Genomic DNA, 12,264 nt, shown 5'->3' on the forward strand with positions numbered 1-12,264 from the left:
AGATATGAGTACCGTTCAGGATCATAGCCTTTTGTATATGAGTAAACAGGATATTATAGATCTGGGAGGGCTGTATTCAGAGCCATATGTCAAAGCAGTAACCCGTGCACTGGAGCTTCATGCCAAGCGGGATATCGTGCAGCCGTTGAAGCCTTATCTGCGGGTTAACGAGGAGAGCGGTCATATTGCCGATCGCATTATTGCGATGCCTGCGTATGTGGGTGGCGATGTAGCGATCAGTGGTCTCAAGTGGATTGGAAGCAAACATGATAATCCGGCTAAGCGTCATAAGGAACGTGCAAGCGCTCTTATTATCCTCAATGATCCGGAAAGCAACTATCCGGTGGCGGTGATGGAAGGCAGCGTGATCAGTGGGATGCGTACGGCAGCGGTTACAGCCATTGGGGCAAGATATTTAGCCAGAGAAAGTTTCCGTACAGTGAGCGTAATCGGCTGCGGGGTAATCGCCAGAATGCAGATCATCTCGCTGCTTGAACAATTTGACTCCATTCGGACCATCCATCTGTATGACCTGAATGCCGATACGGCCCGCCAGCTTGCCGATGAAATTGGTTCGCGTTTTGATCAGGTTGAAGTGCTGGTGGAAGATTCGTCAGAACAAGCGGTACGACAAGCGGAAGTACTCGTAACGGCTACGGTAGCCTCATCGCCCCATATTCCGTATGAATGGATTGCCAAAGGTACCTTTGTCAGCAACATCTCGATTATGGATTTGCACAAGGATGTATTTACGCAGGCAGACAAAGTGGTCGTGGACGACTGGGATCAATCCAATCGGGAGAAAAAGATTATTAATCAGCTGGTGCTGGAAGGAAAATTCTCCCGTGAGCAGCTTCATGCTGAACTCGGCGAGATCCTAATTGGGGCAAAGTCAGGACGAGAACATGAGGATGAGATTATTGTGCTGAACCCGATGGGGATGGCGATTGAGGATATTTCCAGTGCGGCAGAGATGTACGCAAGAGCCGTTGAACAAGGAAAGGGCACACGTTTATGGCTATAGAGCTGAAGATAGGGCGTATGCCTCAGGTTGAAAGTGTTCGTGAGCACCTATTGGCACTGAAAGAACAGCAGACCGAACCGGTATGTGCCTACATCCGGGATGTAACAGCACTCGTCGCTCATGTGCATCAACGTGTACAATCCATGCCGGAATCTAGTCAGCTGTTCTATGCCATCAAAGCCAACTCGGAAGAAGAGGTGCTTCGAGCGCTGGCCCCTGTAGTTCATGGCTTTGAAGTGGCATCTTTGGGCGAGATCGTGAAGGTGAGACAAGTCTCAGCGGATATTCCGATTCTGTTTGGTGGACCAGGCAAGACGGAAGCCGAGCTTCGGGGAGCGATAGAGCATAAAGTGCAGCTTATTCATGTGGAGAGTATGCACGAGCTAAACAAGCTGAACGAGATTGCTCGTCAAAACGACGTTCGCGTATCCGTATTGCTGCGGATTAACCTGAAAGGTCCACTGCCGCAGGCGACACTGGCTATGGGCGGTCGTCCGACCCAGTTCGGAATCGACGAGGTTATGCTGCCACAAGTCATGAACCAGCTCCGACACTTGCCACATATTCAGGTGGAAGGCTTTCATTTTCACTCCCTTTCGAACAATCTGGATGCGGAGCAGCATGTGAAACTGGTTGAGTATTACTGCACGATCGCGCGGGATTGGGCGAGGCAATATGGTTTCACGCTTCGGTATTTGAATGCCGGGGGTGGAATTGGTGTGAACTATGCCCATCTGGAGCAGCAGTTCGACTGGATCACATTTGTGAATGGGATTGCACCGGTATTGCAAAAGGAACTGCCTTCGGAAACGACTTTGTTGTTCGAATGTGGGCGTTACCTTACGGCGTCGAGTGGGTATTATGCAACCGAGGTGCTTGACGTTAAAGTCAACCATGGTAAAACATATGTCATCGTGCGTGGCGGTACACATCATTTTCGCCTACCCGTTTCTTGGCAGCACAGTCATCCGTTCGAAGTGATTGAGGTGGAGAACTGGATGCATCCGTATGACAGACCCGAGGTGAAGGAAGCCGCTTTTACAGTGGCAGGCCAGCTATGTACTCCGAAAGATATTTTGGCAAGTGATATTACGTCAGGCAGGGTTCGGGCAGGAGACATTTTGCTGTTCCAATATGCGGGCGCTTATGGCTGGGCGATCTCGCATCATGACTTTTTGAGTCATCCACACCCGCAGCACATTTATTTGCAGTAGCACATGAAATGGTTTGAGGCATTGCAATCATGGGAGGTGTCTTATGAACGGTCTAACAGCAGAATTGGTCAGGTCCGAAGAGTGGATACGAGTGCGGCGACGTATTTTCAGGCAATTGGTGGAGTCATTTCTGTATGAGCAAATCTTGAGTGAACCGGTGATCGGGCCTTATGCGGAGGCAGAGTATACACTGCAAGGGGAGACGGAGACAGGAGAGAAGGTGGAATACACCTTTTGGGCTGTACGAAAAGAGAGCTTTGATCGCATTCGGTTGTTAGATAAACCAGTAATGCGGATAACATCGAAGAAACAAGCGGAGGCAGATTCCATTCCTCGTTTTTTACTGGAGGTTGCTGCGCATATTCCCACTTCCGAAGCTCTGCTGGGGCAATTCATGGATGAGCTTCAGCAAACCCATCTGAAAGACACGCTGTCCGTGCGATGGCGTGTTGGTCAGCCCGAACCTCGGGTATCGGAATATGACGAGTGGGAATCTGCCCTGATTGAAGGGCACCCGTATCATCCTTGTTACAAATCCAGAGTTGGATTCACGCTTTCTGACAATGAAGCCTATGGACCGGAGTTCGGACCCGAATTCAAGCTGGTCTGGATTGCGATTAAACAGGATGCAGCCCAAATATCCATATCATCTTCACTGGATACATATGCTGCGTTTATTCATAACGAGCTGGGTGATGAACTGCAGGCGTTTAAGTTGATTTTGCACGAAGCGATCTCGAGTGAGAAGTTGAAAGGGGTCTCCAATTCCAATTCCAATGCCGACGTCGATGCTGAGGTGAAGGTGAATACGAATGGGGATACAAGTGTTGTGGATGAATATGTGTTTGTTCCCGTGCACCCTTGGCAGTGGGAGCGAATTATTTCAGAGGCGTGCACGGAGCAGCTGCGAACAGGAGAGATGGTGTATTTGGGCCAAGCAGGTGACATCTACCGTCCCCAACAATCCATTCGCACATTGTCAAATGTGAGTCACCGCGATAAACCGTATGTCAAACTGCCGCTCAATATGGTGAATACGTCATCCGGACGGATTCTGGCACAGCACACGATCATGAATGCGGCTCGTATCTCGGACTGGCTTGGTCGTGTGGTGGCAGAGGATACGTTTTTACAGGATGAGCTTGGTCTGATTGTGCTGAAGGAGATTGCGGGGGTATCGTACCATCACCAGAAACTGCCCAATCTGCTGGAGCAAAAAATATACGGATCACTCGGGGCTATCTGGCGGGAAAGTCTGCACCCGCGCTTAATGGCAGGAGAAGAGGCTTTGCCATTTAATGCGCTGTGTCATCTCGATCAGCATGGCACTCCGGTCATTAAACCATGGATAAACCAATATGGACTGGATCGCTGGGCCCGGCAATTGCTGAATGTGGCGGTGGTACCGCTGATCCATCTGCTGTACGCGCACGGAGCTGCGCTTGAATCGCATGCGCAAAATATGATCATCGTGCTGAAACAGGGATGGCCCAGCCGGATTGCGCTTAAGGATTTCCATGACGGTGTCCGTTACTGCCCATCCATTCCTCACCCGTTTGGATACCCGGATATTGAATATCCGCCTGCAAACCATCAGCGGGTGAATCGCAATTCGTTTGTGGAGAAGGAAGATCCTTCCGAGGTGAAGGACTTTATGTTGGACGCGTTGCTTTTTATCAACCTGACCGAAGTGGCATTTTTCCTTGAGAAGCACTTTGGCTTGAGTGAAAAGCAATGGTGGAGCGTGGCTGCTGAGGTGATATTGACTTACCAAGAGCAGTTCCCTGAGTTACAGGCGCGATTTGAACAGTTTGACGTCTTTGCACCCGAGATTGAAGTGGAACAGCTGACCAGACGGCGAATTCATGAAGGGCCGGGGGACTGTGTGCATCGGGTAAGTAATCCACTGCATGTCTACAGGCCGGTGCGGCAGATTTAATCAGGACGGGAGGAGTGCATGCGCATGGAAAGTACAAGAAAATCTGAATATCAAAGAAATGACGAGGATTGGGATAGACAACCATTTTGCAATGAAGAATCCTCCAGCCAAGTACGTAATGGTGTCGTAGGCTTCGGACTTGAGATAGAGAACGAGTGCTGGCAAGCGCAGCAAAGAAAACTGTACACCGCAGCTCTGTCTTCACATCACTATACCGATGCACGCAGACGCATTTTCAGGCAGCTGGTCGAATCCTTGATGTACGAAGGTGTTATGGATTATACCTCAAGGGAGGCGCAGGGGTTTAACATTTGGGAAATGGAGGGTAAAGGGCTGAATGGTGAACGGGTCATTTACGCGTGCAAGGGAACAAGGCATCTTACCTTTGGTCGTTTGCGGCTGAACCATGAACCGATGACAAGACGTGTCTGTGTGGATGAGGTTCCGGCTTCGGAAAGCAGAATCATGCAAAAGGGGGAAGGCTTTCAGCATGAAGCTGCGGACTGCCAAGAAGCGGAATCCATTTCTCTGTTTTTGCTGGAAGTCGGACCTGCTATAGGAGCGGATGAAGGGAAGCTGCTGCATTTCGTTAAAGAGCTGGAGCAGACGCTGATTAATGACACACTGGCGCGATATGTACGAGCTGAGCGGCAGAATGATTTCCATGCTCTTTCCGATGAGGACTGGGAAAGTGGAATTATCGAAGGTCATCCGTACCATCCGAGTTATAAATCCCGTATTGGGTTCCGAGTTGAAGATCAGCTTGACTATGGACCCGAGTTCGGTGGATGGATTAGACCGATATGGGTCGGAATTCATAAGCAATACGCACGGATAAGTCATGGTGTGAATGAACATGGACCGGCTACAAGGGAGTGGCTTCGGGATCAACTTGGCGATCAAGTGTTGGAACGCTTCCTCACGGCACTACAGGAAATGGGGGCTGATCCGGCAGAGTATGTGCTGATGCCAGTGCATCCGTGGCAATGGCGAACAACGATCAGTTCCGTTCTTGCAGAAGACATTTGTAACGGGAGCATCGTAGTGCTCGGCAGCAGCGAAGATCGATATACGGCTCAACAATCGATCCGCACGCTAGCTAACCGATCACGTCCGAATTCACCCTACTTGAAGCTGTCGCTTAGTATGATTAACACATCGACAGGCAGGGTAATTGCCCCGCATACGGTGGAGAATGCACCTCTCATTACCGACTGGCTGCAGGGAATTAACAAGCAAGATCCTTACATGAGGGATGAGCTGCGTGTCATTCTTCTGGGAGAGATTGCAGGCGTTGCATACGACAATCATCAGATACCGGATGCGTTGAAGCCCCTTTCGTATGGTGTGCTGTCCTGCATTTGGAGGGAAAGTGTACATTCCCGGTTGGAGCCGGGCGAATCGGCGATTCCGTTTAATGCATTGGCTACACTGGACCCTGCAGGGCGACCGGTGATTGATCCTTGGGTAAAAAGGCTGGGTGCTGATGAATGGCTGTCCGAGCTGTTGAAGACTTCGGTACGACCGCTCATTCACTGGTTATTCGCTCATGGAATTGCCCTGGAATCTCATGCACAGAATATGCTGCTTGTTCACCAGGAAGGGAAGCCTTCACGCATTGCTCTGAAGGATTTTCACGATGGAATTCGATTTACGAGAGAGGCACTTGCCGATCCAAATCTCTGTCCAGCGCTTGTCGAGGTGCCGGAATATCATCGTCGTGTGAACCGTAATTCATTTCTGGAGACGGACGCACCAGCAGAAGTGCGGGATTTCATACACGATGCCTTTTTCTTTATCAATCTTGGAGAACTGGCTTTATTCATGCAGGAGCACTACCAGATCAGAGAGCAGACCTTCTGGAATAAAGTTCGTAAGATCATTACTGACTATCAACGGCGTTTCCCTGAATTCCATGAACGTTACAAGCTGTATTCCTTGTTTGATTCTAAGATCGGAGTAGAGCAATTGACGAAGCGTCGCTTGTTTCCAGATGATGAATTGCGTATTCATCAGGTTCCAAATCCACTGGCACATCAAATTATGGATAAATATGGGTCAAATAAAGATGGATTAAAAAATAGTATATGAGATCAAAAGAATATTGCATGGACAGAAACTGGAATTGTGGGATATTGTTTTAATAATGATAATCATTATTGATTAGGTTATTAAATAGGATCAGGGGGTTGGATAGAATGCATGTAGAGAGAAATAGGATTGGAATGAAACCATGGGTGCATTTTGCTGTGTTCGCGGTATTGATGCTGGTGCTCGCAGGTTGTGGAAATTCGGGATCAGGTGCCGCGAGCGGTTCAGCAGCGGAAACATCTGCAACCGAACCAAAGCAAGAAGAAACTGTAGCCAATACTGGGGATACACGTACCGTCAAGGATGCATATGGCGAGGTTCAGGTTCCGGCTAATGCAAATCGAATTGTAGTACTGGACATTGGGGCTTTGGATAATTTGCTTGAGTTGGGCATTACACCTGTAGGCGCACCTTCTATCCTGGCAGCAGGCGATCCTTACCCAGCCTATTTGAAGGGCACAGAAGGCATTGAGAATATCGGATCGGTAAATGAACCAAGCCTGGAGGCTATCGATGCACTGAAGCCGGACTTGATCATTGGTAATAAAGATACACATGACGCTATCCATGATCAGTTAAAAGAAATCGCTCCTACGGTGTTTGTAGAAACACTCGGGGTAACCTGGAAGGAAAATCTGCAGCTTCATGCCGATGCTGTAAACAAGCTGGAAGATGGCAAGAAGCTGTTGGATACATATCAGCAGCGCATGGAGGAATTGAAATCCACGCTTGCAGGCAAGGATGCCAAGGAAGTATCGCTGTTCCGTCCGCGTGAGGACAAAATTCAGGTCTATCTGAAAGAAACTTTTGCAGGTACGATTATGGAAGACGCCGGAATTGTTCGTCCCGCAGCTCAGCAGGATGCAGGTTTCTCCCAGGATATTACGGAAGAGCAGATTGCTGATCTGGATGGGGACGTAATCTTCTGGTTTAACCGTGAGCCGGATGCATTCGCCAAGCTCGAAAAAAGTAAATTGTGGGCGACGTTAAAAGGAGTTCAGAATCAAGCGGTGCACCCGGTCGATTGGGAGTACTGGATGAGTGGTCTGGGCATTCAGGCTGTAAACAAGGTCGTGGATGATCTGAACACCTATGTAGCCAACTAAATGTAAACTATGCTGCACCTTTTTCAAAAACAATGGATTGGAAAATCACTACGTGGTCCATTGTACATTATCCATTGCAATAATGCTTTCAAGTGGACATAGCTTAACTGTAAAATTGGGTCGTCGAATGTGACGATCCAATTTTTCTGATTTTTCTGCATAGGGCTTTTAGTACGATTTTTCTTTGCTCTATATTTGGCCCTATATATATAGAAGGAAAAATTTTTGCAGTCCATTTTCTATAAGTGATTTATTCAACATTTTCAAGTACATAAATTCAGCAGCATGTAAGTGGGAGGCGTAAAAAAATGAACAGCAGCACCAGATTCAGATTCACTGGTTTAGCAACCATCATCGTGTTGACAGTTCTCGCGTTTCTAGTCAGCATCATGTATGGCATCGTACAGATACCACTCCGTTCTGTTGTGGATGCCTTCTATGCCTTTGATGGATCGCGTGAACATCTGATCATACAAACCGTCAGACTGCCAAGAGCAGTTATTGCCGCAGTGGTTGGCAGTTCTCTGGCTGTGGCCGGGTGCCTGATGCAGGCGATTAGCCGCAATGCCCTGGCAGGTCCTGAACTGTTCGGCATTAATTATGGCGCGGCACTTACGGCGGTGCTTGCTTCCTTTTGGCTGGGAACGACTTCTCTTCAATTATTTGCATGGTCTGCGCTGTTGGGGGCTACGGTTGCAGGCGTACTGGTTTTCCTTCTTAGTTCCACAGGCAGACAACCCTTATCTTCAGTTAAACTTGTCCTGGCAGGGGCTACATTAAATTTGCTGTTTGCTTCATTGACACAAGGTATTCTCATTCTAAATGAGCAATCCCTGGATACGATGCGCTTCTGGTTGGCAGGGTCATTAACAGGCAGGGATCTCGATCTGTTTTTTCAAATTCTGCCTTATTTGATCATAGGCGTCATCTGTGCGTTTGCTTTAAGCAGTCAATTGAATATTTTTGGTTTGGGAGATGAAGTGGCTCAAGGATTAGGACAGCGAATGAAGATGATCAGGATCATCTGTATTATCGCCATTGTTCTGCTGGCTGGCAGTGCCGTCGCACTTGCTGGACCCATTGGGTTTATCGGGTTGGCTATTCCGCATATCGCAAGATTGATTGCAGGCAGTGATTATCGATGGGTGGTTCCGTACTCTGCTGTTCTGGGAGCATTGCTGCTGCTCACAGCAGACATTGGCGCGAGATTTGTGCTGCCTGGCCAGGAAATTCCTGTCGGGGTGGTTACAGCCTTCTTTGGTGCGCCGTTCCTGATCTATCTGGCCCAAAGAAAGGAGAGATCGATATGATTTCTTCTATCATAAAGGGGCGTGCACTCACCATTATTCTGATTCTCTTGTTATTGAATGTGGGAGTGCTCGTGCTTAATGTGATGCTGGGAGATCGCTCCATCCCTCCAGGAGAAGTACTACGCAGCTTGATGGGAAGGGGAGATCAGGAATATTACTTCACCATTCATCAGTTAAGGCTGCCCAGGGTACTGACTGGTTTCCTGGTTGGATGTGGTCTGGCATTGGCAGGTACAATCTTGCAGGTCATTACGAGGAATCCTCTGGCATCACCTGGCGTGATTGGTTTGAATTCAGGTGCGGCTGCGGCGGTGGTTGCCGTCATGGTACTGGTTCCTGCTTTTCCGATGCGGCATATGCCGTGGATTGCCTTCAGTGGTGCCTTTCTCGCGGCCGCGGTAATCTATGGATTGTCATGGAGAAAAGGAGAGGCGAGTTCCACGGTTCGCATGCTGCTGATTGGTGTGGGCATATCTGCCATGGCAGGTGCATTGATCACGTATTTGTTGACAGTAGGCAAAATATTCCGGGTCTCCCAGGCATCGGTGTGGATGGCAGGTAGTCTGTACGGACGAACGTGGGAACACTTTTGGCCTTTATTGCCGTGGGTGGTAATTCTGTTTCTTCTATTAATATGGATGTCCAGAAGACTGGATATGTTTCTGTTGGATGTCCAGTCAGCCGCCGGGTTGGGTTTGCGCGTGGAGACCGTGCGGGTGTTGTTCCTTCTGATGAGTGTAGGACTCGCCGGGTCTGCGGTGTCGATGGCAGGAACGATTGGCTTTGTTGGCTTAATGGCTCCACACATGGCCAAACATCTGGCAGGCAGTCGGAGTCTGATTCGCTTGCCGGTTGCGGCGTTGCTTGGAGGACTGATCGTCATGCTCGCAGATCTGGCCGGACGGACATGGTTCGCTCCGTACGAGATTCCAGCCGGATTAATTACGGCGATGATCGGGGCTCCATACATGATGTATTTGCTGTTGCGACGCAGAGGGATATAATGAAGAGAAGGATTTAGAATGCAAGAAAGGCTGGTGCATCTTTTCATGCCATCATATGTGAATGAAGCCAATCTAATCTATCTTTTATCTTCAGTACGTAAACGAAAGTTTCCCATGACCCGACAAGCCAAACATGTTCGGGTTCCTGTATACATATTATGCTTTATTACAGATGGCGAAGGGGTTGTTGTACTGGATGGTGCGCTGCAGAAGGTTCGTCCTCTCCAGTTATATTTGCTTGTACCCGGCATGATTGTGGAATTCCCGGAGCAAGGTAGTACGTTCGAATATTATGGGATATGGTTTGAACCGATCCGATTAACCAAGACCAGAGGTAAATATGAAGCATTGCCTGTCCTGTCCTTATCCGGGGCACTCTCGCCAGGTCATGTTCCCGTGCATCATCCGCAGCAGATCCTCCAACAGATTGTGCAGCTGTATCATCATAGTCGACAGGAGCGAAATCGGGATTCATTGCATTTGAGAATTCAGTTAGAGCTATTGATCCAGAATATTATGAAGAATGAACCGGAACAGCAGAGTACGGTAATGGATGAACGGGTTGAACGGAGCATCCTTTATATGGAGCAGCATTATACAGACAAAGTAAGCATTGAACAGCTGGCTGAAGCAGCAGGTGGCATGCCGCCGGTTGCTTTTTCACGTTTGTTCCGAAGTGAAACCGGTTTGCCGCCAGTCGAGTACCTAAGCAACATACGTATGACCCGTGCGAAGCAGATGCTGAATATGAAGAACAGTCGAGTGAAGGAAGTGGCAGCTGCGGTCGGTTATCGGAGTGAATTTTACTTTAGCCGCATGTTTCAACGCATGGTGGGTGTATCCCCTACATTATATATGAAGCGAGGCAAGTTAAAGGTGGCTGTAGCCTCCTCGCTCGGATTCGACGACCATCTGATATCCGTTGGAATCGAGCCGGTCTGTGTGGTGGATTTATTCCAGTATCCGGATCAGAGCAATGAGCAGTATGCGGAAAAATTACACAGCCAGCTGCTGGAATTGGAGCAGTCCAATCCGGATATGATTATCGCCGACCATTATCATACGGAGTTCAGAGAGCAGTTCAAACAAACGGCTGCGCCTGTATTTCTGGATTTCTCTGTGTGGGACTGGAAAGGAAACTTCGAGAAGATTGCCGAATTGGTGAATCGGGAACGTGAGGCTGCGGAGATGCTGACACGTCTGGATGTGCAAATTGAGACAACAGGCCAGACATTGCGCCGGATGCTGGGCCAGGAACGGATCACCATCATGCAAGTGAGCCACCGGACGATTGGCATTCAGGGCAGGGTGAATCATCCGCTCAATGAATTGATATACGGCGAGCTTGGTTTGCGTCCGGGCACTCAGGCTCCAGCAGAATTGTGGCGAATGGAGCTGCAGCCGGAGGCCATGCCAGTATTGGAGACGGAACATCTGTTCATTCATCATCATCATATTCTCGCCGGTAGTGACAAAATGTATGACGAGTTGACCAGAACGGCAGCATGGCCCCAGATTCCGGCGGTGAAGGATGGAAAAGTTAAGCGCATCCCCAATTGGTTTGTGATGAGCTGGACTCCGCTCGGTAGACAACGAATCATGAATGAATTGCTGGCAGCCGTGGGTGAATATCAGCAGCGCTAACCAGCGCTGAGCTGGCAGCGTTTCAACAGGGATTACACGTTAAGTAGGAAGTGTACTCATATCAGGGGGAATGAATTATGAGACGGATTGGACAAGGAAGAACGGCAGAGATCTTTGAGTACACATCAAATCAGATTATGAAACTATATCATGCGGATTTTCCAGCGGAAGCTGTGCAGAATGAGTTTCGAATTACCGATGCGGTATTCAGGAAGGGCCTGCCTGTGCCGCAGGCAAGGTTATTTAAGGATGATGAATCTCGAAAAGGGATCATATTTGAACGGATTGAAGGCAATACGATGTTATCCCTTATGATTCAGGAACCTGTGCTGATCAAAGAACTATCATGTCAAATGGCAGTCTGTCATCATAGCCTACACGCCCAGAATGATGAAGAAGGAGTACTCCCTGCACAAAAGCAGATTCTTACTGGAGCTATTCGAAATACCTCTCTATTGTCGGAAGAGGAGAAAATACAGATTATTACTTATTTGTCGACTCTTCCAGATCGAAAGCAAATTTGTCACGGTGATTTTCATCCCGATAATGTCATGGTGAATGAAACAAGAGATCAATATTGGGTTATAGACTGGATGACAGGCATGTCGGGTGATCCGGCGGGTGATGTGGCAAGAAGCTGGGTAATATTAATGAGCGCCACCCTGCCGGAGGATACGGCCCCAGCTATTCTTAAAGGATTTGAAGGGGTTCGAAACTTACTGTTGGATGATTATATCCGGCATTATTTACAGATTTCCGGGATTTCCCGCCAGGAAATGGATGCGTGGATTCTGCCGGTTGCCGCTGCACGTCTGAACGAGAGTTTACCTGGGGTGGAAGCGGATCAGTTAATCAAGCTTGTGCACGATCGTATTCGTCTGCTGAAATAACATATATAGCTTAACTAAAGAGGATAACGAGGTGAAAGAATC

The 12,264-nt window shown here is 48.6% G+C and carries 9 protein-coding genes; all 9 read left to right on the top strand.

What is annotated here, in order from left to right:
• Nucleotides 1-4: 4 nt before the first annotated feature.
• The 9 genes from sbnB to MHB49_RS13780 all read left to right on the top strand — a co-directional run bounded on the left by sbnB (nucleotide 5) and on the right by MHB49_RS13780 (nucleotide 12,222).
• Nucleotides 5-1,024, top strand: a complete 1,020-nt coding sequence (gene sbnB, locus MHB49_RS13740) for a 2,3-diaminopropionate biosynthesis protein SbnB (RefSeq protein ID WP_405156483.1) — start codon at nucleotides 5-7, stop codon at nucleotides 1,022-1,024.
• Complete coding sequence (locus tag MHB49_RS13745) at nucleotides 1,015-2,238, top strand: type III PLP-dependent enzyme (RefSeq protein WP_405156484.1); 1,224 nt, start codon at nucleotides 1,015-1,017, stop codon at nucleotides 2,236-2,238. The genes sbnB and MHB49_RS13745 overlap by 10 nt, the downstream gene beginning before the upstream one ends.
• Nucleotides 2,239-2,281: 43 nt before the next feature.
• Nucleotides 2,282-4,177 (top strand): IucA/IucC family protein, encoded by a 1,896-nt coding sequence (locus tag MHB49_RS13750; protein ID WP_405156485.1) that lies wholly within the window; start codon nucleotides 2,282-2,284, stop codon nucleotides 4,175-4,177.
• Nucleotides 4,178-4,201: 24 nt separating this feature from the next.
• A complete protein-coding gene (locus MHB49_RS13755) occupies nucleotides 4,202-6,268 on the top strand; it encodes an IucA/IucC family protein (protein ID WP_405156486.1) in 2,067 nt (688 codons plus the stop codon).
• 134 nt (nucleotides 6,269-6,402) lie between these two features.
• The gene (locus MHB49_RS13760; RefSeq protein ID WP_405156487.1) at nucleotides 6,403-7,374 is read left to right on the top strand and encodes an ABC transporter substrate-binding protein; all 972 of its coding nucleotides are present in this window, start codon (nucleotides 6,403-6,405) and stop codon (nucleotides 7,372-7,374) included.
• A 308-nt stretch (nucleotides 7,375-7,682) separates the two neighbouring features.
• The gene (locus MHB49_RS13765; protein WP_405156488.1) at nucleotides 7,683-8,684 is read left to right on the top strand and encodes a FecCD family ABC transporter permease; all 1,002 of its coding nucleotides are present in this window, start codon (nucleotides 7,683-7,685) and stop codon (nucleotides 8,682-8,684) included.
• Nucleotides 8,681-9,688 carry a FecCD family ABC transporter permease gene (locus tag MHB49_RS13770; RefSeq protein WP_405156489.1) on the top strand — a complete coding sequence of 336 codons (1,008 nt, stop codon included), beginning with the start codon at nucleotides 8,681-8,683 and terminating at the stop codon, nucleotides 9,686-9,688. Before MHB49_RS13765 ends, MHB49_RS13770 begins: the two co-directional genes overlap by 4 nt.
• 18 nt (nucleotides 9,689-9,706) lie before the next feature.
• Nucleotides 9,707-11,332 (top strand): helix-turn-helix domain-containing protein, encoded by a 1,626-nt coding sequence (locus MHB49_RS13775; protein ID WP_405156490.1) that lies wholly within the window; start codon nucleotides 9,707-9,709, stop codon nucleotides 11,330-11,332.
• A 77-nt stretch (nucleotides 11,333-11,409) separates the two neighbouring features.
• The gene (locus MHB49_RS13780) at nucleotides 11,410-12,222 is read left to right on the top strand and encodes a phosphotransferase family protein (RefSeq protein WP_405156491.1); all 813 of its coding nucleotides are present in this window, start codon (nucleotides 11,410-11,412) and stop codon (nucleotides 12,220-12,222) included.
• The last annotated feature ends 42 nt before the right edge of the window (nucleotides 12,223-12,264 follow it).

It is taken from the genome of Paenibacillus sp. FSL K6-0108 (assembly GCF_045040695.1).
Classification (GTDB): domain Bacteria; phylum Bacillota; class Bacilli; order Paenibacillales; family Paenibacillaceae; genus Paenibacillus; species Paenibacillus pabuli_B.